We start from the raw sequence: 25914 nt of genomic DNA, 5'->3' as shown, positions 1-25914 counted from the left end.
GAATGCAGATTGCGCTGCCTTCGGAATATTTTCCCGTCATTCCTCTGGAAAAACTGGCCCAGCGCTTACTAGAGCTGGCCAGCAACATCCAACCCAAACAAGTTGCGAAAAGCCCCCGTGGCCCCAAGGTGCCTAAGCCCAAGACATGGGTCCAAGGCACGGCGGTGCATGCGCATGTTTCAACGGACAGAGTAATCAAGGCTGCCAAAACTAAAAGACCTTGAAAGGGATGGCCGTAAGGGCGAAACCCTAAGCCGCCGTTACCGCAGCAACGGATATGCCCCCTCCAATTGACTCAAATCCCCCCCTCATGCTCTCCTACGCAACTTGTTACGGGTGCCCTTCACAGGGTGAAACGGGAAACCGGTGAATCATGTGCTTTACTCAAGCCCATGTCAGTCCGGTGCTGCCCCCGCAACGGTAAGCGAGTGAAGCGTCAAAACCACTGTGCCCCAACGGCATGGGAAGGTGACGCTTGCAGGTCGGCCTGACGCCAACCCCTCGTGAGCCCGGAGACCGGCCCGCAACACACAGCCCGCAGTCATGCGTCGCTGAACATAACAAACCCGCGGTGGGCGGGCGCTGTTCGAACCTCTGCGAGCCCGACCCGCAGGGGTTTTCATGCGCTCTATGACCCCGCTGACACTCCAGAGGGAAGCGCCATGTCGATCATCAGCAGCACCGCCAGCAACACCGACAAGATCTCCAGCACCACCACCCTGAGCCAACGCCTGACCGCCGCCATTTTCGCGTCGATCCTGGGCGCCAGCCTCGTCTATTTCGCCGGTTTCTCGCACATCGAAGCGGTGCACAACGCCGCTCACGATACCCGCCACAGCGCCGCGTTCCCGTGCCACTGAGACCTGCCGACATGATCAAGCGTATTGCGCAAACAGCAGGTTTCAGCGGTCTGCTGGCCGCCCTGCTCCTCACCCTGCTGCAAAGCTTCTGGGTTTCGCCGCTGATTCTGCAGGCCGAAACCTATGAAAAGTCCGAACCTGCGGCTGAAGTACACGAACATGCAGCTGGCACGGCTGCCCACACCCACGACGCCGAAGCCTGGGAGCCGGAAGATGGCTGGCAGCGTGTGGTCTCGACCACGGGCGGCAATCTGGTGGTGGCCGTCGGTTTTGCCCTGATGCTCGCAGGTCTCTACACCCTGCGCGCGCCGACCAAAACTTCGCAAGGTCTGCTCTGGGGCCTGGCCGGCTACGCCACGTTCGTGCTGGCACCGACTTTGGGCTTGCCGCCGGAATTGCCGGGCACTGCTGCGGCGGATCTGGCTTCACGGCAGCTCTGGTGGATCAGCACAGCCGCGTCCACCGCCGTCGGCCTGGCGTTGATCGCGTTCAGCCGCCATTGGCTGATGAAAATCCTCGGTGTGGCGATTCTCGCTGTGCCGCACGTCATCGGTGCACCTCAGCCGGAAGTGCATTCGATGCTGGCGCCAGAAGCGCTTGAGGCACAGTTCAAAATCGCTTCGCAGTTGACCAACGTGGCGTTCTGGCTGGCCTTGGGCCTGATCAGTGCCTGGTTGTTCCGCCGCAAAAGCGAAGGTCAATACCACGTATGACCGATGACAGCGCAGCGCCGACCTTCGTGGTCGGCCTGGGCTGCCAGCGCGGCTGCCCCGCCAGCACATTACGCGCGTTACTCGATCAAGCCTTGCAGGCCCATCGCATTGAGCTCGAAGCGGTCAAGGCCTTGGCCAGCATCGACTTGAAACGCGATGAGCCAGGTTTGCAAGAACTCGCCGCACAATTGGCCCTGCCGTTGCTGTATTTCAGCAGCGAACAATTGGCCAGCTATCAACAGCAGCTAAGTCACCATTCGCAGATCGCCTACGAGCGCACCGGTTGTTACGGCGTCGCCGAAAGCGCCGCACTGGCGCTCGCTGAACAGCTGATCCAGGCACCGGCAAAACTGCTGATTTCCCGGCAAAAATACGCTCAGGCAACGCTGGCATTGGCCGGCGCTGCGTAAAATCCCGATAATCCCCGCCATCGATCATGAGCGATCTTCATCTGAAGCATGGCTGCACCTCTTTTCCAAAGGATTCAACGATGACCGTTTACTTCATCGGCGCAGGCCCCGGCGACCCGGAATTGATCACCGTCAAAGGCCAGCGGCTGATCCGCAGTTGCCCGGTGATCATCTATGCAGGCTCTCTGGTACCGGCGGCGGTGCTGGACGGTCACCAGGCAGAAACAGTGGTTAATAGCGCTGAACTGCATCTGGAACAGATCATCGAACTGATCAAAACCGCCCATGCCAAGGGCCAGGATGTGGCGCGAGTGCATTCGGGGGATCCGAGTCTGTATGGCGCGATTGGTGAGCAGATTCGTTATCTGCGCGAGCTGAATATTCCGTTTGAGATCGTTCCCGGCGTGACGGCGACAGCGGCGTGTGCGGCGTTGCTCGGTGCGGAATTAACCCTGCCGGATGTCTCGCAAAGCGTGATTCTGACCCGTTACGCCGATAAAACCGCGATGCCGGCGGGTGAGGAATTGGGCAGTCTGGCGCAGCACGGTGCGACCATGGCGATTCATCTGGGGGTCAATCATCTGGAGAAGATCATCGCTGAACTGCTGCCGCATTACGGCGCGGATTGCCCGATTGCGGTGATTCACCGGGCGACTTGGCCGGATCAGGACTGGGTAGTGGGGACGCTGGCGGACATTGCCGAGAAGGTTGAGGCCAAAGGGTTTCGGCGCACGGCGTTGATTCTGGTCGGGCGGGTATTGGGGAGTGAGGTGTTTAGCGAGTCATCGCTGTATCGCGCCGGGCATGCACATTTGTATCGCCCATGAAGGCCTCTTCGCGAGCAAGCCCGCTCCCACATTTGGAATGCGATCAAATGTGGGAGCGAGCCTGCTCGCGAAGGCATCGGCAAATGTTACGCATAAAAAAACGGCGCTCACGGGGCGCCGTTTTTCATGTCCGCAGCGAACACCTTAGTAGTAGGCGTTTTCTTTCTGCGTGTGGTCGGTCACGTCGCGAACGCCCTTGAGCTCAGGAATACGCTCGAGCAAGGTGCGCTCGATGCCTTCCTTCAAGGTCACGTCAGCCTGGCCGCAGCCCTGGCAACCGCCACCGAACTGCAACACGGCAATGCCGTCTTCAACCACATCGATCAGGCTGACCTGACCGCCGTGGCTGGCCAGCCCCGGGTTGATTTCAGTTTGCAGGTAGTAATTGATGCGCTCGTTGACCGGGCTATCGGCGTTGACCATCGGCACTTTGGCGTTTGGCGCCTTGATGGTCAACTGGCCGCCCATGCGGTCGGTGGCGTAATCGACTACCGCGTCATCCAGGAAGGCTTCGCTGAACGAATCGATATAAGCGGTGAAGCTTTTCAGCCCCAACGCCGTGTCTTCGGGTTTTTCTTCGCCCGGCTTGCAGTAGGCAATGCAGGTTTCAGCGTACTGGGTGCCAGGCTGGGTGATGAAGACGCGGATGCCGATGCCTGGGGTGTTCTGCTTGGAGAGCAGATCGGCCAGGTAATCGTGGGCGGCGTCGGTAATGGTAATAGCGGTCATGGAAACTCCTCGCAGGCTTGTGGCGGAGTTTACGCCAATCATTGCGCCGGACAAAGTCCTAGTATTTTTGTCGGGAAAGATTCTCGCCGGGTTTGTCGTCAATCTGCGCCTTGAGCCAACGGTAGCTGCGTTTTTCCACCCATTCGTAGCTCAACCACGAGCCGACGCCGATAGCCAAAGCGCACACGCCGAACATCAGATAAGGGTTGATCCCGAAGCGCTGCGCCACGAAACCACCGGCCGACAGCACCAGAACGTGCATCAGATAGACCGAATAGGAACAATCGCCCAACAGCTTGAGCACCCGACTGCGCTCGACGTAACGCTCCAGTGCCATGCACGCCATGACCAGCACCGCACTTGGCAGGCCCCAATTGAGTAGCCTCGGCGCCGGCGCCAGATGATAAATCGCCAGCAATGCGCCGATGATCCCCAGCAACGGCAACCCCAACCCCAACCCCGCGCCGATCAATCCACGGCGATAGAGCACGCCGATGCCGATGCCGAGCAAAAACTCGTAAACGATGTCCGCACGGTAGAACTTATTAATCCAGCCAAACGCCTGACAGGCACTAAACAGCAGCGCCGCCGCCACCAGCAAGCGAACCTGCCAGCGAAACACCAGCGCACAGGCAAACAGCACGTAAAACAGCATTTCGTAATTGAGCGTCCAGCCGACATTCAATGTCGGATAGATGCCGTACCCGCCGGGATTCTCCGTGGGAATGAACAGCAGCGACGATAGAAAATGGCCCCAGTCCACTGTCTGGTCGGGCAGTAGCGGCTGCGCGTAAACCACCAGCAACGCCATCAGCAACGTATACAGCCAATACGCCGGGACGATACGAAACAGCCGATACAGCAGAAACTGCCCGGGCCGCAGGGTCTTGTTTTCGGTCGAGAGAAAAATCACCAGGCCACTGATGACGAAGAAGATATCGACCCCTACCGCGCCTTTGTCGATGAACATCTGACCGACCGGCCCACGCGCTTGGAAATCGAAAAAATCTGCATCAAGTGGTGACAGACCACCGTCCACGCGGCGAGCGCACGCAGGGCCTGTACTGAGATCAACATCGCCCGCTCCCGATCACAATTCCAAAAACACCACTTCACCCTGTGGGAGCGAGCCTGCTCGCGAAAGCGACGGCACATTCAATGTATTCGGTGCCTGACATTCCGCCTTAGCGAGCAGGCTCGCTCCCACAGGGGATTTGTGTGTTACCTGAAGCTGTGACCGCAGGCCTGCCTCAAACGATCAAAGATTCTCGTAGCGGTTCATGTCCAGTACGCCCTCTTCCACCGGTTCGGTCTCGTGGATGTATTGGCTCAGATCGTGGAAATACATCCAGAATTGCGGATGACTGCGACGAATCCCCCAACGTTCGACGATTTTCTCGAAGCGATTGGCGTCCTTGGCACTTTCCATCGCATCGACAAACGCCGGCACTTGTTCGGCAGGAATGTTGAAGATGAAGTTCGGATAACTGCTGAGCACACCCGGATAGATCGTGAGCGTGTCGAGCCCCGGCTGATAACGCAGCGACTCACCGAGCAAGAACGCCACGTTGCTATGCGCGCGGTTACGCAACAGGCTGTAGACCTCTCGTTTGCCGCTGGCGGTTTCGACGCGCAGCAGGGTGGCTTCCGGCAACTGTTCGATGACCTTCAGGCCCGCGGCCGGGCGCGAAGCCAGGCGGCTTAGCGCTTGCTCGGCATTTTGCAGCGCCGGATCAATGTTCGGCCGCGAACAATAAGCGCCGTCGCAACGATTGATCGGATCCGGTCGAGCATTCAGGTCGCCATAGCGCGCGAGCAACTGCTGGGCGAAATCGTATTTCGGATTCTTCTCGTCCAGCTTCAGGCCGGTCGGTTTGTCGTCGTCGATGGCTTCGTAATCGAGCCACATCTTGAACTGGCCACCGCTCTGATACCAATCGTCGAGGTAATCCTCGCGGGAATCGGCGGGCATCAGGCGCAGGAAGTTCTGCTCGGCGCCATTGCGGATCAGGTCGAAATACAGGCGGGTTTGCGCCTGATGGGAGACGTTGCCGAACACATCGAAGTTGACTGCCAACTGGTAATAGGTGCGCTCCAGCAGCGGATAGTCGAACAGCCACATCGTTTGCGGCACCTCGCCGATCAGGCCTTTGCTCACCGAGGCGCTGTCGAAGTGGCGGAAAATGCTCAACAGCGCGTTGTCGTTGCCGGCCCACAGGGTCGACCAGCTCGGTGCCGGCAAATCGGCGTAGCTGTCGCGGCGCAAGGCTTCGTATTCGTTTCGTTTGTCACGGTAGTTGCGCCACAGGCTCAGTACGCTGCCGACGTCGTCGTTCTGCCCGGGCATGGCCAGCAACGGCGTGGCCTGGCCGCGATAATTCGGGTCAGTGATATAGAGGTCATGTTCCGGCGCCTGGAACAGCGCCCAGAAGTTGTCACGGATCACGTCGGTGGCGATCTGACCACGGCACACCGGGCCACGAATGAAGGTGCGCACGAAGTATTCAGCGTTATCGAGCATGAACTGATAGCGCGCCTGCGCCGGAATCGCCTCGAACGTAGCGAAAGGATTGGCCCGGCTCTGCGGGCCGTAACCCGGTAAAGCGTTGACCTGCCAGTTGCCGCTGTAGAACAGGCTTTTGACCCGCGCCATCTTCGCCGCGCTCAGCGGATAAGTGATGTGGGTCTTGTGTACGATCACCCCTTGCACCGGCCACAAGCGGTAATACACCTGGGTGCCCGGATCATCGTTGGGGCGACGCGTGGCGATCAGATCGATCGGCTGACCGCTTGGTGTGCGCGAGCGCACCCACTGAAAGTAATGTCCTGGCTCGCCGTCCTTGAAATAGAGGTGCGCGAGGTACCAGTGCTCGAACAACCAGCGCCCTACCAGACTCTGGCGTGCGCCGGGGGTATTGAGCAGGTTTTCCCACTGGACGATCTGCAACGCCTCTTTGGCGCTCGGCGCCAGGCCTTGTTCGTCAATCGGCGCGCCAGACGCCAGCCAGCGCTGCAGCGTCTGGTATTGCTGATCGGTCAGACCGGTGACGGCCAGCGGCATGCCCTCTTTCGGATGCGCACCGGCGTAACCCTCATACTCGGCGGGCATCGCGCACATGTTCTCGCGGTTCAGGCCCAGCACGATGTCTTCCGGCAGCTTGGCATTGGGCGTCAACGGGGTTTTGTGCCCCAGCTCCAGCATGCGCGCCATCAATGCCGCCTGACTGCCCTGGGCGTCGAGCACCGAATAGAAGCCTTTTTGCTGCCAGGCGCGTTTGCCGAAGGCGTCATAGAACAAACGCGTGGTCGGCGCCGCCTGCGTGCGCTCGCCGTCGTAGACCGGCATTTTGCTCGCGCCACGCGCCGCGCCTTCGCCGCTGCCCAGGTTGAGCTGACAGGCAGAGTCGTAGCACGCATGGCAGGCCACGCACTTCTCGGTGAAGATCGGCTGGATATCGCGGGTGTATGACACAGGCGAGGTCAAGGGCTCTTGCGCAACGGCGCCCCAGCTTAAGAACAGCAAAACAATGCTGATGACGCGGTACGACATGTGCCTGATCCCAACCCTGAAGAAAAACGCCGCGATTCTACAGTATGACGCCCGTACCAACATGAGCGATATTCATGAAAAACCTGCACATGCTCCAAAAGCGCACAGGTTTGTTATGATCCCGCTCCTTCGTAATGGTCTTTCCGAGTAGTCCAAATGTCCGATCGCAGCGTCCGCCTTCAAGCTCTCAAGCAAGCTCTCAAAGAGCGCATCCTGATACTCGACGGCGGCATGGGCACCATGATCCAGAGCTACAAGCTCGAAGAGCAGGATTATCGCGGCAAACGCTTCGCGGACTGGCCGAGTGACGTCAAGGGCAACAACGACCTGCTGGTCATCACCCGCCCGGACGTGATCGGTGGCATCGAGAAAGCCTACCTGGATGCCGGCGCCGACATTCTGGAAACCAACACCTTCAACGCCACGCGTATTTCCATGGCCGACTACGGCATGGAAGAACTGGCCTACGAGCTAAACGTAGAAGGCGCACGCCTGGCGCGCAAGATTGCCGATGCCAAGACCGCCGAGAACCCGGACAAGCCACGCTTTGTCGCCGGCGTACTTGGCCCGACCAGCCGCACCTGCTCGCTGTCGCCTGACGTCAACAACCCTGGCTATCGCAACGTCACCTTTGATGAGCTGGTGGAGAACTACACCGAAGCCACCAAAGGCCTGATCGAGGGCGGCGCCGACCTGATCCTGATCGAAACCATCTTCGACACCCTCAACGCCAAAGCCGCGATTTTCGCCGTGCAAGGCGTGTTCGAAGAGCTGCACCTCGAATTGCCGATCATGATTTCCGGGACCATCACCGACGCCTCCGGCCGCACCCTGTCTGGCCAGACCACCGAAGCGTTCTGGAACTCCGTGGCCCACGCCAAGCCGATCTCGGTGGGGCTGAACTGCGCCCTCGGCGCCAGTGAATTGCGTCCGTACCTGGAAGAGCTGTCGAACAAGGCCAGCACCCACGTTTCCGCGCACCCGAACGCTGGTCTGCCGAACGAGTTCGGCGAGTACGACGAACTGCCGTCGCAAACCGCCAAGGTCATCGAAGAGTTCGCTCAAAGCGGCTTCCTCAACATCGTCGGCGGCTGCTGCGGCACCACGCCGGGGCATATCGAGGCCATCGCCAAAGCCGTGGCCGGTTATGCGCCGCGGCAGATTCCGGACATCCCGAAGGCGTGCCGCCTCTCGGGTCTGGAGCCGTTCACCATTGATCGCAGCTCGCTGTTCGTCAACGTCGGCGAGCGCACCAACATCACCGGTTCCGCCAAGTTCGCCCGCCTGATCCGTGAAGACAACTACACCGAAGCGCTGGAAGTCGCCCTGCAGCAGGTCGAGGCCGGCGCGCAGGTGATCGACATCAACATGGACGAAGGCATGCTCGATTCGAAGAAGGCCATGGTGACCTTCCTCAATCTGATCGCCGGCGAACCGGACATCTCCCGCGTACCGATCATGATCGACTCCTCGAAATGGGAAGTGATCGAAGCCGGCCTCAAGTGCATTCAGGGCAAAGGCATCGTCAACTCGATCAGCATGAAAGAAGGCGTCGAGCAGTTCATCCATCACGCCAAGCTGTGCAAGCGCTACGGCGCGGCGGTTGTGGTGATGGCGTTCGACGAAGCTGGCCAGGCCGACACCGAAGCGCGCAAGAAAGAAATCTGCAAACGCTCCTACGACATTCTGGTCAACGAAGTCGGCTTCCCGCCGGAAGACATCATCTTCGACCCGAACATTTTCGCCGTGGCCACCGGCATCGAAGAACACAACAACTACGCGGTGGACTTCATCAATGCCTGCGCCTACATCCGCGACGAGCTGCCGTATGCGCTGACGTCCGGTGGCGTGTCCAACGTGTCGTTCTCGTTCCGGGGCAACAACCCGGTGCGTGAGGCGATCCACTCGGTGTTCCTGCTGTACGCGATCCGCGCCGGCCTGACCATGGGTATCGTCAACGCGGGGCAACTGGAAATCTACGACCAGATCCCTGTGGAGCTGCGCGACGCCGTTGAAGACGTGATCCTCAACCGCACACCGGAAGGCACCGACGCCCTCCTCGCCATCGCCGACAAGTACAAGGGCGACGGCAGCGTCAAGGAAGCCGAGACCGAAGAGTGGCGCAACTGGGACGTCAACAAGCGTCTGGAGCATGCGCTGGTCAAGGGCATCACCACCCACATCGTCGAAGACACCGAAGAATCGCGCCAGTCGTTCGCCCGCCCGATCGAAGTGATCGAAGGCCCGCTGATGTCGGGCATGAACATCGTCGGCGACTTGTTTGGCGCAGGCAAAATGTTCCTGCCGCAGGTGGTGAAATCCGCCCGCGTGATGAAACAGGCCGTGGCCCACCTGATTCCGTTCATCGAACTGGAAAAAGGCGACAAGCCGGAAGCCAAGGGCAAGATCCTCATGGCCACGGTCAAGGGTGACGTGCACGACATCGGCAAGAACATTGTCGGCGTGGTGCTGGGCTGTAACGGCTACGACATCGTCGACCTCGGTGTGATGGTCCCGGCGGAAAAAATCCTGCAAGTGGCCAAAGAGCAGAAGTGCGACATCATCGGTCTGTCCGGCCTGATCACGCCGTCGCTGGATGAAATGGTCCACGTGGCGCGCGAGATGCAGCGTCAGGACTTCCACCTGCCACTGATGATCGGCGGCGCGACCACCTCCAAAGCGCACACGGCGGTGAAGATCGAGCCGAAGTACAGCAACGACGCGGTGGTTTACGTGACCGATGCCTCCCGCGCTGTAGGCGTGGCGACGCAATTGCTGTCGAAAGAACTGAAAGCCGGGTTTGTCGAAAGAACCCGTACCGAATACGTCGAAGTACGCGAGCGCACCGCCAACCGCAGCGCCCGTACCGAGCGCTTGAGCTACGCGGCGGCGATCGCCAAGAAGCCGCAGTTCGACTGGGCGACGTATGAGCCGGTCAAACCGACCTTCACCGGCAGCAAGGTGCTGGACAACATCGACCTCAAGGTGCTGGCCGAATACATCGACTGGACGCCGTTCTTCATCTCGTGGGATCTGGCCGGCAAGTTCCCGCGCATCCTCGAAGACGAAGTGGTCGGTGAAGCCGCCACCGCGCTGTACAAGGACGCGCAAGAGATGCTCGCCAAGCTGATCGACGAGAAGCTGATCAGCGCTCGTGCGGTGTTCGGTTTCTGGCCGGCCAATCAGGTGCATGACGACGACATCGAACTGTATGGCGATGACGGCAAGCCATTGGCCAAGCTGCATCACCTGCGTCAGCAGATCATCAAGACCGACGGCAAGCCGAACTTCTCGCTGGCCGACTTCGTTGCGCCCAAAGACAGCGAAGTGACCGACTACGTGGGTGGCTTCATCACCACCGCCGGCATCGGCGCCGAAGAGGTCGCCAAGGCTTATCAGGACGCTGGCGACGATTACAACTCGATCATGGTCAAGGCCCTCGCCGACCGTTTGGCCGAGGCTTGCGCCGAGTGGCTGCACCAGCAGGTGCGTAAAGAACACTGGGGTTATGCCAAGGACGAAACGCTCGACAACGACGCGCTGATCAAAGAGCAATACAGCGGCATCCGCCCTGCCCCAGGCTACCCGGCCTGCCCGGACCACACCGAGAAAGCCGCGCTGTTTGCCCTGCTCGACCCGGAAGCTGAAGAAATGCGTGCAGGCCGCAGCGGCGTGTTCCTCACCGAACATTACGCGATGTTCCCGGCGGCAGCGGTCAGCGGCTGGTACTTCGCCCACCCGCAGGCGCAGTACTTCGCCGTGGGCAAAGTCGACAAGGATCAGGTGCAGAGCTACACCTCGCGCAAAGGTCAGGAGTTGAGTGTGACCGAGCGCTGGCTGGCGCCGAACCTGGGTTACGACAACTGAGTCAAAGCACTGCCGATCCGGAAAAACACCTCGGCATGCCTCACGGCGGCCGAGGTGTCACTGCACCGTTTACTGAGTGAACTGCAATCGTTCGACTTTGCTCAGTTCAACCAGTAATGCGGTTTCCTCGGTCTTGAACGTGACTTCCAGCGTGCCCAGCTCCGCCAGATAGGCATCGTTCAGGTCAGGATAACGGTCCTCGAATTCGCCTTGTGTCTTGGCCTGAGCCTCCTTCAATACGCGAAATCGCTGCGGATACTTACGCCTCAGATGGTCGGCCCAGTACTGACGTCCGACCATCTCCTCGATCAGAGCATCGCTCTGTTCCGCGGCAATGACCTCGGCGTAGGCGGCATCCAGCATCAACGCCGTCACGTTGCCGCTGTAGATCATGTCGGTGGGTTGCCCTGGCAACTCAAGACGCTCGCGCAGGCCGATTCGGTAAGCCAGGCGCACTTCCGCCGGGTCAGGCCTGCCACCCTGTGACTGACGTTGCAGAATGTCGCGGTCGGCAATCTTTTCAAGCTTGCCCAGACGAAACAGATTTCTGCCTAGCTTGAACAACACGTTGTCCTGTTGACTCTCAGGCGTTGCCTGAACGGTTTCCAGTTCAAAGACTTTTACTTCGATATCGCTGAACAGCAATATGCGTCCGTCTTTGCAGGTTTGCGGCGACTTGGCCATGTTGAACAGGACCTCCCGCAACTCCGGGTTTTGCTCGGCAACTGTCAGCACCCGATGCACGCGACGGGTGAGTTCGGTACGTCCCTGAAGGAAATCCCTCGTTCCATCCAGACCATCGAGCAGGTTGAAGAAGGCAGCACTGTCCGGCACCTGTTCCAGATCGTTCCAGACCCGCGTCAATGCCTCGGCCTCATCGGCAGCCGGATCGATCCAGCGTTCGCGCGCAGCCGTTCCCGTCACATGACTGACATCGATCATCTCGTCACTCATGGCAGACTCTTCAGTATCGAAGTCGCTATCGCTCACCAGGCTTTCCAGCACTTCGTCAATTTCAGTGGAAGGCCAACCCAGCATTGTTTCACCGTCCTGCATGTGGTTGCGCAGCATGATCAGGCTGGCGCCTTCCAGGTTATCGTTGTTCGCCAGATTAGTGCCTGCGCGCAGCCGGCGATGAGCATCGCTCATCAACACCTGGGGAATGGTTTCGATCATGTTGTCGCGCAGGTCAAGCGCGCGCAGTGCCGGGAGCGTCAGCACCCCCCCCGGCCAGTAGACCAATCGATTGCCGTGCAAAGCGAGGCGTTCAAGGCCGGTCAACGCCGACACATCCAGCTCTTCCAGCCAGTTCTGCGACAGATCAAGTGATTGCAGATGAGTCAGGGCGCTCAGGTGCGTCTGAAGCGCTGGCGACGCGGACAAGCGATTATGCGAAGCCGAAAGCCGACGCAACGCGGGCAAAGCGGTCACCGGTTCCGGCAGCATTGTGAGTTGGTTGCCATTGAGTTCAAGCGTGTGCACGCCTGCAAAGCCATCGAGAAATCCGTCAAGGCCGTTCTCGGCGAGAAAAAGCCTGTTCAGTTTCAGTACGCCGACGTGGGCAAAATCACCTGACAAGGCCGGCAATCGCCCCAGTGGAATGTCGAACAGGTCAAGGGTAAAGCCACCGTCCAGCCCCTCAACCGGCACGGCACCGCGCAGATTCTGGCGCCAGCAGGCGAGAATCAGGTCAGCCGCCTTGCGTCGCTCCATGGCGGACACCCAGAGGGGAAAGGACAGTTCGCGCAATTGAAATGGCGGCGCCGAAATCCACTCGTTCAGGCTCCGGGTCAATGCCTGAAATTGCTCATCCCATCGGGTCAGTTGCGCGAACAGGGGAACGGCGCCACCCAGGCGTCCCGTCAGTTCGTCTACGGCCTGGATCGCCTCGGCGCCACCCAATTCGCTATCGAGCCGCTGCAGTCGAGCTTGCGCCGTCATCCGCGACAGGTCGCTCGTCTGCATCACCGGCAACGCCAGTAGCAGCTCGGGATTTTTGCTCACCAGCGGCGGGTAGTAAGCCGGGCCACCGCTCACGGTGATGCCATCGCGCAAGTCGGCTCTGGACATACCCATTGGCACGATCGAGCGAGAAGCCTCCAGCAAACGCTGGCGCGCATTCTCGCTCAGACGGCAGCCGCTCAAATCAATCCAAAGGCCCTCGCGGGCTGTCAGTGCGGCCTCGGGGATTGTCGTGATCGCACTGTTGTTCAGCTCCAGTTGCAACAGATTCGGCAAATCCAGCACCCCCGTGGGCCAGTTCTCGATCGCCGAATGGCCCAGGCGCAAGACTTTCAAGCCGCGCAGCGAAGTGGCATTCAATGACTCAATGCGGTTGTAGCGTAAATCCAGATATTCCAGACCGTGCAAACCGTTCAAGCGGGTCTGGTTAGCTGAGGTGATCGACAGGTAGTTGTGGTGCAGGCTGAGCTTATTCAGATGGTCGAGGCCAGGCAGAATCGACGGCATCTCGAGCAGTTGATTGCGACTCAGATCCAGGGTGCCGAGCTCAGGAAAATGGCGCAAAAACGCGCTGAAGTCCTCGGGTGAAACCAGCACTTCCGACATTTTCAGGGTGCGCACATGGCTGAAGCCGGTCGTTGACAGCGTCGGCAGTTGCGGCAGATCACCCAGCGTGGCAGCAGGCAATTCAAGCGTCGCGGTATCGGCCAGCAACGTTATCGGGCCGGGCCGCGAAGTCGAAGGTCCGGGACGCGGTTCAAAAGCCGTCGCCGACTGCTGTGCGCCATAGCGCTGGTGCAGGCCATTGCGCCAACACTCGCGTATCCGCGAGGCTGCCACTTCGCGATCGCGCAGCCCGACGGGTTTGCCGTTGACGCTTTTGGGGGTTTGCTGCCAGACCGTGAGCTGCTCGGACAGTACGTTACCGTCCTGGCGTACACCATTGACGTGCGCCAGCAGCGTCTGCCCGGAAAGCCCCTCACGCTTCAGTTGGCGCAACGCCGTCGTCGCCATCTCGTTGCCCGAATCCATGGCCTCCTTGAGTGTGCCGCGGCAATAGACATCAAGCATTTGTTCGGTATTGACCCTGTGGGCCGGGTCGTTGTGCAGGTAGTCGTAGGCTTTGACGAACTGCTCCTGATCGAGTCTGGCCCAGTTGATCTTCAACCCGGCCCAGAGCGGCTGAGGCTCCACAAACAGTTCGTCCGGCAGTGTGGTGATCCGCGTATAACTGAGGTCCAGCGCCCTCAGATGCGGCAACCCGAATACGCCTTTCGGCCAGCTCTGCTGGGTTCCGGAGATGTTCAATGAGCGCAGATTCGACAGACGACTGACGTCCAGTTCGCCTGTCATGCCGTGCAACGCCAGGCGCTCCAGTTGGGGCATGGCATCCACCAGGGCTTGAGCTGTGTCGCTGAATTCCTGGTCCAGCCTGCCGATCACTTGTAACTCGCGAATACTCGTCAGCGATCTGAGCGATTCGACCAGTAGTGTGCCCACGGCGCCCTGCCAGATCGCCACTTCCAGCGCCCGAACGTTGGGAAACTGGCGCACGAAGGCCTCACTGCTTTGGCCCACCACGTTGGTAATGCTCAGCCCCAGTGTGCGTACATGTGGAAAGTTGGCGTGCAGTTCGGGCAAACGGTCGACGGCATTCAGGTCCAGACGCACAGTGGCTTCGACATCACACAGCCCCCGCAGGCGCCAGGTGTCGAGAATGACTCGCGCGACCGGAGCGCGCACAAACACCGCACCGTCGGCCTGACTCCAGTGTTCCAGCTGCACCCGTAGCGCCTCATATTCGCGGGCCCGCTCATTGAGTAAATGGAAAATCTGTGAGGTGCTCCGCCCCTCCAGCAATAATTGATTGACCATGCCTTCAGCCACTTCATCGGAGAAGTTGGGGTAGATATCCCGCACCCGTGCCAGCAACAAATGATTGCGCCTGCCGCCCGCACCGCGTCCGCTCAAGCGATAGCCCGTACGTCCGTCGGACAGTTTCAGCGGTGACTTGAAGCGCCGGGCGGGTGCATGCGGAATCAGCACCTCGAGCATCTGCTCACGGTGCGTTGTCGCATGGCTGGCCAGTGCGCGCTGCAATTGCGCCTGCTGTCCTACATGCGGCAACCCCAGTTGCAGCCGCGCGTTATCCGGCAGCGCCGACATGACCGAGGGGTAAAAATTGTCACCTCGAGCAGGTACGCTGTTCAGCGGATTGCCCACCTGATCGAACGCCTGGAACTGGCCGGGTTGATTGTGCTGATAGCCATCGGTAACCAGGTACTTGACCTGTGTGGCCGACTCGCTGCCGATGCTGTCGAGCAACGTGCCGGCCACTTCTTGCTGGCGGACCTCCAGGCGCAGGTTATCCGGCCAGCCGGGCAGCTTTTCCAGGGCGTGCAGGGCCAGGCGACGGCTGTCGGCAGAGGCTGCGTTGTCCAGCTGCAGGCCGACCAGCGCCTGATTCAGCCGCGCGATGCGCATTCGCGCGCGCGCCTTCAGCAGCAGGCTGGTCGGCAGGCGATCGTTTTGTTTGATGAACAACCGCTCGCGCGCGCTGGCAGCCTTCAGAATCTCCTCGGCCGCGCCTGTCGAGAGTTTCGGAAATACCTCGCGTAACGCCGTCAATCCCGGTATTTGTGTGACAGGCGCGCGGTCGGCTGCGTTGATGCGCTCGAACATCGCGCGTTTATTGGCTGCCAAATGGTCGGCCAGTTGTTCACGCAGCACGGCGGTGCGCTGGGCTTGGACCCTGGCACCTTCAAAACCGAGCAGAGTGACGGTCTCTTGCTCGTCCAGCGCTGCAAGCACCTGTTCCGGCAATTGGCCTGCCGAAACCTGCGACCGGGAAACCCTGATGGCCGACCTGGCCGGTGTTGTGGCCTGACCATAACGGGAAACCGCGCTGCTCGGGTTGGCCGGGTCAAACACTTCAATGACACGCCCCTGCGGCCAGCGCGACAGGTTGACCATCTCTGGCACGGCATACGGGTAAAGGTCGTCTGGAACGGATTGGCCAAGGCGAATCTGTTCAATCATTTCATTAAGCTGGCGGTCGATTCGAAACTGGCGCAGCGTGTCGGCCAACGTCGAAGGCATCGGCAGGTTGTCCGTGTGCATGGCGCGCAAGGCGGCATCGTCGACGCCGCTGAGATCGGCAATGCGCTCCAGCGTCGCCACGTCAAAGCCGTCCGTCGCGGGGCCCAGGCGTCGTAGCAACGTGGCACGATCCCACTCCAGCGGGCGCTCGAAGCCATGTCGCCAGGCGCCCTGGCCGTTGTGCTCAAGCACCGGGTGATAAGCCTGCGGATCATCTGGATGCTTGATGCGCCATCTGTTGGCCTGCGGATCGAAGGTCTTTTCATACACCTGGCCATCAATCTTCAGATAGCTTTTGCCGTCCAGCGTGTATTGGCCCAGCGCATCCGGCGCAAGCCCCCCAGGCAGGCGCGTTGCGCTCTTGTAAGGGGCCAGGCCCGGGCGCCACAGTTGTTCGTCACCGAACGGCAACCGGACCTTGACCAGCCCCTCGACAATCGGCGTAGCGAGTATTTTCGGTGCCTTGCTCGCTGCAGCGCCGGCGACGGCCATGAACGCCACGTTGGCGGCCACCGCGCCCAGATAATGCCATGCCAGGTCGGTGTCACCGATGCTCCACGCCTGCACGCCGTGATACACATCCATCGTCAGTTGCACGGCCATCACGGCCATCATCACTTCGCCCAGGCCGGGCACAAAAAACGCCGCGACGTTGAGGATGCTCAGGCCCCACTCGGCGTAGTGCATCATGCGCTCATACCAGGCGTCATGATCGACCTTGGCGGTGGGCACTGCCAATTGCTCCGCCGAGGTTTTCAGGCGCTTCTCGTGCCTGTCATACAGCTCATTGAACAGCTCGCCCGCGAAGAAGGCCTCAATGATGTCCAGTTGCGGTTCGTCATGGTAAACACGTTCGTAGGCACCGTCCCGACTGCCCGCCATGCCCTGCCCCCGGTACGCAAAGTCAGCGTTCCACTTCAGCGTCTGCAAGGCCGGTTGGATCTTGCCAAGAAACTTGCCGGCCTCGCCGTGGGGCACCAGGCGCATGAACCAGCGCTGGTAATTCACACTACGCAAACGCAGCGCCAGATCCTTTTCAAAGGCTCGCAGCGAAGGGTACTCCTTGACCGGAGCCACCGGATCACCGGGTATGCAAACGATGATCCGCGAATCTTTATAGGTCAGCACGTCAAACAGATTCACACCGGGGTTATTCCAGCTGAAATCGATGCTCTTGCCTTTGCGTCGGCGGGCGCCGATGACGAACATTTCGCTGACCGCTGAGCCGAGTACATACAACTGACTGAACGCGACCGCTTCACCGTCCAGCTGTGGTTTTTTTTCACCGTTGAGCACGTCCAGTAACGCGAGATAACCCGAAGGTGAGATCCGCGCCTGGGCATGCGCCAGGTGTGCATGCACGCGCAGGCTGTCCTTCCATGCCGTAATCGTCTGGGCTTTGACAGCAGTGCGTTTGTCCTCGCCGTCGAAGATCGCTTGCAGATGATCCTGATACTGTTTGCCGACATCCAGTTCACGGCACAGCGCAGCAAACTCGGCCGGTGGAATGGGCAGTTTTTTTATCTTGTAGCACTTTGACGGGCCACTTTTCGGATAGTACCAACCGTACAGGCCTTCGCTGCCCCGGCCCATGGGCGCCGGTTCGCCCTGTTCGGCGATCAGCTCGCGCGCACTAAAGGTTTGCCCTTCACGGAAATTGCGCAGCGCCAACTGCAACAGGGTCTGATCGGTACCCAGCGCGTCGGTGAGAATTTCGCTGTACCACCAGGTCTTCGTTGTATCGACTTTCAAACCAAACTTTTTCTCCAGAGCCGCCTCAAGCAACGGTTGCGCAAACTCGGCGACGCTTTTGAATCCCTTGAGGGTTTTCGCCAGGGTTTCATTGGAGGTGCGGCTGCGCGCCTGGCTGTCGCGCACGATTTGGCGCTGATCAACCGGCAGCGCCGCGAACCACGCTGGCAGGCTGCCTTCGGCCAACCCGCCAGGCGTTCTCGCCCGGCTTAAATGATGGATATCTGCGCCGATGAAATGGCGTATCCGCGCGTGCAGTTTTTTTTTCAGAAAACGATGATGCTGACCCTTTTCCAGGGCCGCCGGGGTGTCACTCATGGGGGGATTACCTGACGCTGTTGAATGAAGCGTCAGTCAATCACCGGGCAAGGCCGCGCTGGTGGTACATATGTATCGCGAATGAAGATCGGATAACGCCCGACGACAGAGGCCAGTGCCCAGACTTTATTTGACTATGCTTACTGTTCACACAGCGCTGACGAGGGATTTATGGACGATCCAGTCGACAACAAACCGCCGAGCTTCTGGCAGATGCTGCACAGTGTCATGGCCGCAGCCTTCGGGGTGCAGAGCGCAAAGAACCGGGCAAGGGATTTCACCCACGGCAAGCCCGGCCATTTCGTGATTCTGGGGATTGTGTTCACGGCGGTGTTTGCCCTGACCTTGCTGGCCATCGTCAAACTGGTGCTGCATTTCGCCGGGGTGTGAAGTGGTTCAGCGCATCAGGGTTTGCAGGTCGAATGCATAGCGGTAAGACGCCGGGCGCCCCTTCGCCGAGAGTTGGCGAAAATTAACCCCGTAGTTCGGCGCTGCGCCCATTGCCAGCAATTTCCGAGCGTGGGCTTTGTCGATCAGTTGCAGCAGTGGCAACTGACGGTCGCGACCACCGTGCTGCTCCAGATCGACACCCTGCGCATCGTCGTGCACCTGCACCAGCGCCCAGCCGCCGAGGGTGAAGTGCCCGCCGACCAGTGCGCTCAGACGCCCGTCCACCAGCGCCTGCAAAGCGGCCGGCGAGGTATTGACCGCGCTGAACAGCGCATCCTTGCCCGGGACCTTGCCTGCTTCGGCAAAGGCGCGCATCGCACCGAAAGCCATTTCATCGTTGGCCGACCACACCAGTGACACCTGCGGATAGCGGCTGACCAGTTGTTTCGCCTGTTCATAGGCACGCTGCTGCGTCCAGCCGCTGTAGACCAGTTGTCGCAGGCGTACTTGTGGATGCTCGGCGAGCGCACGTTGCATACCGAGCTCACGCAATTGTGCCGACGGCGTAATCTTCAGGCCGTAAAATGCCAACACCTCGATCTTCTCGCCGCGTACCACCGCAGGATGCAGGCGAATCAGCTCCTTCATCATCAAGTAGCCGCCCTCCTCGTCGTTGGGCACCAGACTGCCGACCCGGTCCGCACGATCGCCGACCAGCGCTTGCTGATCGGCTGTGAGCCCGGCATTGACCATAAACAGTTTTACACCGCTGTCTTGCGCCAGACGCAGAATCTGCGGCGCCACGTAGTGTTCGTTGACGAAGATCAGATAGTCAGGACGTTTGGGCCCCTGCAGGGCGACGCGGGCCTGGGCCACGGTCAGGTCTGGCTGGCGTTGTGAATAAAGGATCTGCAACTCGACACCCAGGTCACGGGCGGCCGCCTGCATGAACTGCGAATAGCTGACCCAGAATGATTCCTCGGTCGAGCCCGGATTGAGGAACAGCACCGATTCCGCGCGCGCGGCGGACCCGCAGAGAGCGCCAAGCAGCAATAGGCTGAGGTGTAAAAACTTCAACATGAATCATCCGGGCCCAAGGAAAAAAGGCCGCGCAGTATAGCCCTCGAACCACCGGCTATTGACGCCTGATCCCGTTTTTTGTCCGACAATCGTCGGGCGCGGGCCCGGAGGGATCGTTTACTGATGACTGACCCAAAATACCGCTGTCCCTACGACGAGAATGATCAGGAACAAAATGGCCCATGCATCAACGCTGCTATCGGTTTTCCTTGCCTTGGTCGGATTGCTCATTGCATCGCCTCTTATCGGTTTTATCGGTGATTGCAGAAAGACTCGTCCACAGTTAAGACGATGATTGTCCGCACGACAAATGTGGAATAGCTAATAACCGTTCTCGTTAGGCGATTTGGTTCTTTACATATACTCAAACATCACTTTTGCGCATAACTGCAAACGGGTATATTGCCCCGGCTCCGTTAAGGAGCGCGCGGCCGTGCGCGCAGAATTGCAGAGGCACCATCGGACTCCAGCAAGCGAAAACGCAGCGTTTTCCGAGTAGCCCAAAGCCTGAGAACAGGACTTATATGTACGTATACGACGAGTACGATCAGCGGATCATCGAGGACCGCGTCAAGCAGTTCCGTGATCAGACCCGACGCTATCTGGCAGGTGAGCTGAGCGAAGAAGAATTCCGCCCCCTGCGCCTGCAAAATGGCCTGTACATCCAGCGTTTTGCGCCGATGTTGCGCGTGGCGGTGCCTTACGGCCAGCTGACTTCGCGACAGACGCGCATGATGGCCAAGATTGCCCGTGACTACGACAAGGGCTACGCCCACATCAGTACGCGGCAGAACGTGCAGTTCAACTGGCCGGCGGTGGAAGACATCCCGGACATCCTCGCCGAACTGGCCACCGTGCAGATGCACGCGATCCAGACCAGCGGCAACTGCCTGCGCAACGTCACCACCGACCAGTTCGCCGGTGTCGCCGCCGACGAGGTGATCGACCCGCGTCCATGGTGCGAAATCGTTCGTCAGTGGACTACGTTCCACCCGGAATTCGCCTACCTGCCGCGCAAGTTCAAAATCGCCGTCAACGGTTCGACCGCTGACCGTGCGGCCATCGAAGTTCATGACATCGGCCTCGAGCCGGTGCACAACGCCGCTGGCGAACTCGGTTTCCGCGTGCTGGTCGGTGGCGGCCTCGGCCGTACTCCAGTGGTTGGCGCGTTCATCAACGAGTTCCTGCCATGGCAGGATCTGTTGAGCTACCTCGACGCCATCCTGCGGGTCTACAACCGCTACGGCCGTCGCGACAACAAATACAAGGCGCGGATCAAGATCCTCGTCAAGGCACTGACCCCTGAAGTGTTCGCGCAGAAAGTCGATGCGGAAATGGAGCACCTGCGCGGTGGCCAGACCACACTGACCGAAGCCGAACTGCATCGCGTCGCCAAGCACTTCGTCGACCCGGACTACAAGGCGCTGGACAACCAGACGGGCCAGTTGGCCGAGCTCGACAAAGAGCACCCGGGTTTCGCCCGCTGGCGCACCCGCAACACCCTGGCGCACAAGAAGCCCGGTTATGTGGCCGTGACCCTGTCGCTGAAACCGACTGGCGTAGCGCCGGGCGACATCACCGACAAGCAGCTCGACGCCGTCGCCGATCTGGCCGAACGCTACAGCTTCGGTCAGCTGCGTACCTCCCACGAGCAGAACATCATTCTGGCTGACGTTGAGCAGAGCCAGCTGTTTACCCTGTGGGGCGAATTGCGTGAAGGCGGTTTCGCCACGCCGAACATCGGCCTGCTGACCGACATCATCTGCTGCCCTGGCGGTGATTTCTGCTCGCTGGCCAACGCCAAGTCGATCCCGATTGCCGAATCGATCCAGCGCCGTTTCGACGACCTGGACTACCTGTTCGACATCGGCGAGCTGGACCTGAACATCTCCGGTTGCATGAACGCCTGCGGTCACCACCACGTCGGCCATATCGGCATCCTCGGGGTGGACAAGAAAGGTGAAGAGTTCTACCAGGTCTCCCTCGGCGGCAGCGCCAGCCGTGATGCGAGCCTGGGCAAGATCCTCGGCCCGTCCTTCGCCCAGGAAGCCATGCCTGATGTCATCTCGAAGCTGATCGACGTGTACGTGGAACAACGTACCGAAGACGAACGCTTCATCGACACCTATCAGCGTATTGGCATCGACCTCTTCAAGGAACGCGTCTATGCAGCGAATCATTAAGAACAACGAAGTCGTCGACGAAACCTGGCACCTGCTGCCAAAGGATTTCAACATCGACGAGATCAGCAACTGCGACGATCTGATCGTTCCATTGCAGCTTTGGCGTGAACACAGCCGTATGCTCAAGGCCCGCGATGGCGGCCTGGGTGTATGGCTGGACGCCGACGAAGAAGCCGAGGAAATCGGTGACGACGTGGCTGAATTCCAGGTCATCGCGCTGAACTTCCCGGCATTCACCGACGGCCGCAACTACTCCAACGCGCGCCTGCTGCGTGACCGTTACGGCTTCAAAGGCGAACTGCGGGCGATTGGCGACGTGCTGCGCGACCAGTTGTTCTACATGCACCGCTGTGGCTTCGACGCCTTTGCCGTGCGTGCAGACAAAGACCCGTACGAAGCCCTGGAAGGCCTCAAGGACTTCTCGGTGACGTATCAGGCAGCCACCGACGAACCGCTGCCGCTGTTCCGTCGCCGCTAAGCCAAGCGGTTTACTGCGGATAAAAAAACGCCGGTCATTGACCGGCGTTTTTTATGCCTGACTGATTACCAGAAGCGTTGCTGGGTCAAACGACTCCACCAGCTCAACAGCACACGATCGACCGAACCGCTGGCGGCCATGCCGATGCGTTCCTGCAGGCTTTTGCGTTCGGCGTAATGCAGGTGATAAACCTCGGCCTGTCTGGCTTTCTGCGCCAGGTATTCATCGCTGGTCTTGAGTTCATCGACCAGTTGTTTGTCCAGCGCCGCAACGCCAAGCCAGACTTCCCCGGTGGCCACGTCATCGATGGCCAGTTGCGGCCGGTAGCGGGCGACAAAGTTCTTGAACAGTTGATGGGTGATGTCCAGGTCTTCCTGGAACTTCTCACGACCCTTTTCGGTGTTTTCGCCAAACACGGTCAGGGTGCGCTTGTATTCACCGGCGGTCAGCACTTCAAAGTCGATATCGTGCTTCTTCAGCAGGCGGTTGACGTTGGGCAACTGCGCGACCACACCGATCGAGCCGAGAATCGCGAACGGCGCACTGATGATCTTCTCGCCGATGCACGCCATCATGTAGCCGCCGCTCGCCGCGACCTTGTCGATGCACACGGTCAGCGGCACGCCGGCTTCGCGGATACGCGCCAGTTGCGATGAGGCCAGACCGTAGCTGTGAACCATGCCGCCGCCGCTTTCCAGACGCAGGACGACTTCGTCCTTCGGTGTGGCGAGGGTCAGCAGCGCGGTGATTTCGTGACGCAGGCTTTCGGTGGCAGAGGCCTTGATGTCGCCGTCGAAGTCGAGCACGAACACCCGTGGTTTGGCTTCGGGCTTTTTCTTCTGCTTCTTCTCGCTTTTCTCGGACTTGGCCTCGCCCTTGCGCAGGGCCTTGAGTTGATCCTTGTCGAGCAAGGTCTGCTCCAGCCGCTCGCGCAGACCTTTATAGAAATCATTGAGCTTGCTGACCTGCAACTGCCCCGCCGACTTGCGCCGGCCCTTGCTGCGCATCGCGGCAAAACTGGCGAGCACCACCAGAATGGCGATCACCAAGGTGACGGTCTTGGCCAGGAAACTGGCGTATTCGGTGAAAAACTCCATAAGGCATCCAATGAGGCATTTGAGCCCCATTCTACGGGCGTCTTTCAGCCGATGTCTAACACTGTTCTAACGGAAGTCTAACGGTTTGTGACACCTCGAATGGCCACTTCCAGAGGCCTGCGCGGGCACGATAAGGCTCAGGCAAGCGCGCGATAAGGCTGAGGCGGGAGGGCCTACGGGGGGACGCGAGGGCAGAACCTGATTGAGGTGGTCATTGAGATTTTTCTGCCAGATTCTCAAGGAGACCTATGCTGTCACAGTGCGATGGTTGGCAGCGAAATCGTAGGTCAGTCCCAGCCATGATCCCACCTGTAAATAAAGGGCTTGAACGTGGACAAAGTAACCATCTCGGATTGGCTAATCATCTTGGTAACTCTGCTCAGTCCATTTATTGCAGTACAGGCGACACGATATCTGGACGAGCGAAACGAGATTAGGGGTCGCAAGTTAAGTATTTTCAAAACACTGATGGCTACTCGTGGCTATGTGATTTCTTGGGGCCATGTCGAGGCCCTAAATCGCATTGACCTTGAGTTCATGAAAAGTCACAAGAAGGAAAAAGCCGTGGTTGAAGCATGGAAGGAGTATCACGACCTCCTGTGTAACGACAAACTATCGCCGGAACAATGGGATACCAAAAGAATTGATTTGCTGGCAGAACTGCTGCACAAAATGGCGGTAGTTCTTAACTACGATTTCGATAAGACACACATCAAAAACTCGTCGTATGCACCGCGTTATCATGCTGATACGGAAGCGCAACAGGCAACAATACGTAAGGGCATAATTGAGGTGCTGGCAGGGAATCAAGCACTATCAATGAAGGTGACAAATCTCCCCGATCAGAATAGTTAGCCCTTCCTCACAGTTTTGTCTTGGAGGCATGAGTTGCAGGGAGGTCGCACAAACGAGACTCTCTGTTTCACTCAAATCAAGACTTTTCCTACTGACCTGCCCTTCCGTTTCCGGTAGCCTCCCACGCGCTCGCCTAAAGGCTGGTTATTGTCTATGGACGAAAGACGCAAGGACGATGCTCAATGATTTCTTCTGCACGACTGGGTGACAAACACGTCTGCCCTTTACCCGGTCACGGGACTACACCTATCGCTTCCGCCTCCGGTGACGTGAATATCAACTTCATGGGATCCGCTCGTGTTGGAGATACCTGTGGGTGTGGTGCAGTCATCACTACAGGCTTTCCTTCTATTCAGGTGAATGGCCGTCCTATGGCCCACTTAGGGAGCCCTACCAGTCACGGTGGGACGATCATCACGGGCTCAGGCGATGTCGGTGGTGGCTTTGTCATGGGTGACGCTGGTGGCGCGACCATTATTAACTTCATGGCGCTGGGAGCCTTCCGGCCAGACGGTTCCGTAGACGATGAGAAGATGGCGACCTTGTTGGCCGACCCGAATCTCAAAGAGAAAGCCTTAGCGGCGAACGCTTTGGTAGACCCTAAGGCTGCTGGTAAGAAGCCCGAGGAGAAACCTGAAGAGAAAGCGGAACCTGCCGTCTGCAAAGACCCAGACATGATGGAAGAACTGGCGGCATATATAGCCGACGAGATGAACAACAACATCCACCACCCATCTGTCCTGAAGATGAAGGAACTGCTCAGCTATGACGTTGCGGAAGAAACCCGTAAGCAAATGGAGCTGCCTTGGTATGCCCAAGTAGGTGCGACCAGTCCACAAGCTATTGGTGCTGCAAATGGCGCTGCTGCTATGGCGATCTGGACTGAGCGCGTGGGGCAGTATCAGGATTGGGACCACAAGCCGAAAATCCATAAGAAGTTCGGTGGGTATTACCACAAGCAAGGCGAGTACGAATACTTCTATGATATTTGGTCCAACATCCACTATGGCTATGTTGGGCGCGCAGGTGGTCTTTCAGAGAGCGTACTGGCCGACGGTGCAGGGTTGGAGCAGATAGTCTCAGACTCTGTCGGGGCGCTCACTGACATAACAAAACCACAGGAAAGAAGAAAACACCGAGGGCCTCAACGTGCCGAGAACGTCGAGGGACTCCGCGCATGGGACGACGATCCCGACCGGATATCTGTCGGTATTGGTATTAAACTTTTTAACCAGCATCCTAATGGTGGCATCACAGCGAAAATGGTGATGGATGAGGTTCTTTCGGTTGCACCACAAGAATGGGGAGCAGGTGTCATTGATCATCAATGCGAGAAAAATTAAGGCCCGTTATGTCGTTCTCTTCGCATTAATTGCCCTGTTGGCGGCTTGGTATACTGCCACCCCCGGCGTAATTATTCATTACTCCAAAGAAGGTAAGGATGAACTTCGATTGGTCTGGGATACGCAGCACGACATCCATAGAGAGAGAATGCTGCCGGGAGAAGCCACATCTGATGTTGGTCACATATTCCCCGATGAAGACTTCTTTATGGTTTTCTTTTGGGGACCCATCAAGGGCAGTATGAGATGTATCGACATAACACCCAAGCGCTGGGCAACGATAGACATATATCTCACGGAATCGGGAAGAGTAGACATTAACAAGACGGCCCCCGACGTTATCACCCGTTTAAAACGGTGTGCCGGCGAACCTGACCCTTTTCGGCTTTAGGCACATATGG

The 25914-nt window shown here is 59.0% G+C and carries 16 protein-coding genes, 2 pseudogenes and 1 riboswitch; of the genes and pseudogenes, 12 read left to right on the top strand and 6 right to left on the bottom strand.

Annotated features, from left to right (window positions below; genetic code table 11):
• From CKW18_RS16665 to cobM, 5 genes and pseudogenes are all read left to right on the top strand, one after another.
• Nucleotides 1-224, top strand: a pseudogene (locus tag CKW18_RS16665) (IS4 family transposase); the annotation flags it as partial.
• 93 nt (nucleotides 225-317) lie between these two features.
• Nucleotides 318-540: riboswitch (cobalamin riboswitch) on the top strand.
• Nucleotides 541-662: 122 nt separating this feature from the next.
• Nucleotides 663-860 carry a CbtB domain-containing protein gene (locus CKW18_RS16660; protein WP_095189796.1) on the top strand — a complete coding sequence of 66 codons (198 nt, stop codon included), beginning with the start codon at nucleotides 663-665 and terminating at the stop codon, nucleotides 858-860.
• Nucleotides 861-871: 11 nt separating this feature from the next.
• Nucleotides 872-1573, top strand: a complete 702-nt coding sequence (locus tag CKW18_RS16655) for a CbtA family protein (protein WP_095189795.1) — start codon at nucleotides 872-874, stop codon at nucleotides 1571-1573.
• Nucleotides 1570-1983 carry a cobalamin biosynthesis protein gene (locus CKW18_RS16650; protein WP_095189794.1) on the top strand — a complete coding sequence of 138 codons (414 nt, stop codon included), beginning with the start codon at nucleotides 1570-1572 and terminating at the stop codon, nucleotides 1981-1983. Before CKW18_RS16655 ends, CKW18_RS16650 begins: the two co-directional genes overlap by 4 nt.
• Before the next feature lie 80 nt (nucleotides 1984-2063).
• Complete coding sequence (gene cobM, locus CKW18_RS16645) at nucleotides 2064-2810, top strand: precorrin-4 C(11)-methyltransferase (RefSeq protein WP_095189793.1); 747 nt, start codon at nucleotides 2064-2066, stop codon at nucleotides 2808-2810.
• Between the two features lie 144 nt (nucleotides 2811-2954).
• Here cobM and nfuA read toward each other — a convergent pair whose 3' ends face one another.
• The 3 genes and pseudogenes from nfuA to CKW18_RS16630 form a co-directional block, all read right to left on the bottom strand.
• A complete protein-coding gene (nfuA, locus tag CKW18_RS16640) occupies nucleotides 2955-3539 on the bottom strand; it encodes a Fe-S biogenesis protein NfuA (protein ID WP_003225494.1) in 585 nt (194 codons plus the stop codon).
• Between the two features lie 58 nt (nucleotides 3540-3597).
• Nucleotides 3598-4616 (bottom strand): annotated as a pseudogene (locus CKW18_RS16635) (acyltransferase family protein).
• Nucleotides 4617-4797: 181 nt separating this feature from the next.
• On the bottom strand, nucleotides 4798-7089 hold the full coding sequence (locus CKW18_RS16630) for a fatty acid cis/trans isomerase (RefSeq protein WP_095189792.1): 2292 nt from the start codon (nucleotides 7087-7089) through the stop codon (nucleotides 4798-4800).
• Nucleotides 7090-7245: 156 nt separating this feature from the next.
• Here CKW18_RS16630 and metH point away from each other — a divergent pair, with 156 nt between their 5' ends.
• The gene (metH, locus tag CKW18_RS16625) at nucleotides 7246-10956 is read left to right on the top strand and encodes a methionine synthase (protein ID WP_095189791.1); all 3711 of its coding nucleotides are present in this window, start codon (nucleotides 7246-7248) and stop codon (nucleotides 10954-10956) included.
• A 69-nt stretch (nucleotides 10957-11025) separates the two neighbouring features.
• Here the strand turns inward: metH and CKW18_RS16620 are convergent, their stop codons facing one another.
• On the bottom strand, nucleotides 11026-18087 hold the full coding sequence (locus CKW18_RS16620; protein WP_095189790.1) for an NEL-type E3 ubiquitin ligase domain-containing protein: 7062 nt from the start codon (nucleotides 18085-18087) through the stop codon (nucleotides 11026-11028).
• A 171-nt stretch (nucleotides 18088-18258) separates the two neighbouring features.
• Between CKW18_RS16620 and CKW18_RS16615 the strand changes: the two genes are divergently transcribed.
• Nucleotides 18259-18477: a DUF2970 domain-containing protein gene (locus CKW18_RS16615; RefSeq protein ID WP_095189789.1), complete on the top strand. Its 219-nt coding sequence runs from the start codon at nucleotides 18259-18261 to the stop codon at nucleotides 18475-18477.
• Between the two features lie 6 nt (nucleotides 18478-18483).
• Here CKW18_RS16615 and CKW18_RS16610 read toward each other — a convergent pair whose 3' ends face one another.
• Nucleotides 18484-19557 carry an ABC transporter substrate-binding protein gene (locus CKW18_RS16610; protein ID WP_095189788.1) on the bottom strand — a complete coding sequence of 358 codons (1074 nt, stop codon included), beginning with the start codon at nucleotides 19555-19557 and terminating at the stop codon, nucleotides 18484-18486.
• Nucleotides 19558-20081: 524 nt separating this feature from the next.
• Between CKW18_RS16610 and CKW18_RS16605 the strand changes: the two genes are divergently transcribed.
• Together CKW18_RS16605 and CKW18_RS16600 are read left to right on the top strand one after the other, a co-directional pair.
• Nucleotides 20082-21740, top strand: coding sequence for a nitrite/sulfite reductase (locus CKW18_RS16605; RefSeq protein ID WP_095189787.1), 1659 nt, complete (start codon nucleotides 20082-20084; stop codon nucleotides 21738-21740).
• Nucleotides 21724-22218, top strand: a complete 495-nt coding sequence (locus CKW18_RS16600; RefSeq protein WP_095189786.1) for a DUF934 domain-containing protein — start codon at nucleotides 21724-21726, stop codon at nucleotides 22216-22218. Before CKW18_RS16605 ends, CKW18_RS16600 begins: the two co-directional genes overlap by 17 nt.
• 65 nt (nucleotides 22219-22283) lie before the next feature.
• On the opposite strand, the gene sohB is transcribed toward CKW18_RS16600, so the two are convergent.
• Nucleotides 22284-23315, bottom strand: coding sequence for a protease SohB (gene sohB / locus CKW18_RS16595; protein ID WP_095189785.1), 1032 nt, complete (start codon nucleotides 23313-23315; stop codon nucleotides 22284-22286).
• Between the two features lie 330 nt (nucleotides 23316-23645).
• Between sohB and CKW18_RS16590 the strand changes: the two genes are divergently transcribed.
• From CKW18_RS16590 to CKW18_RS16580, 3 genes are all read left to right on the top strand, one after another.
• Nucleotides 23646-24170, top strand: a complete 525-nt coding sequence (locus CKW18_RS16590) for a DUF6680 family protein (RefSeq protein WP_095189784.1) — start codon at nucleotides 23646-23648, stop codon at nucleotides 24168-24170.
• 182 nt (nucleotides 24171-24352) lie between these two features.
• Entirely contained in the window at nucleotides 24353-25513 is a 1161-nt protein-coding gene (locus CKW18_RS16585) for a polymorphic toxin type 44 domain-containing protein (protein ID WP_095189783.1), read from the top strand.
• Complete coding sequence (locus tag CKW18_RS16580) at nucleotides 25443-25904, top strand: hypothetical protein (RefSeq protein WP_095189782.1); 462 nt, start codon at nucleotides 25443-25445, stop codon at nucleotides 25902-25904. The genes CKW18_RS16585 and CKW18_RS16580 overlap by 71 nt, the downstream gene beginning before the upstream one ends.
• Nucleotides 25905-25914 lie beyond the last annotated feature (10 nt).

This window comes from Pseudomonas sp. Irchel 3E19, assembly GCF_900187585.1.
GTDB classification, from domain to species: Bacteria; Pseudomonadota; Gammaproteobacteria; order Pseudomonadales; family Pseudomonadaceae; genus Aquipseudomonas; species Aquipseudomonas baetica.
Note: the sequence above shows the minus strand (reverse complement) of the source record. Positions and strands in the feature narration are given on the sequence as shown.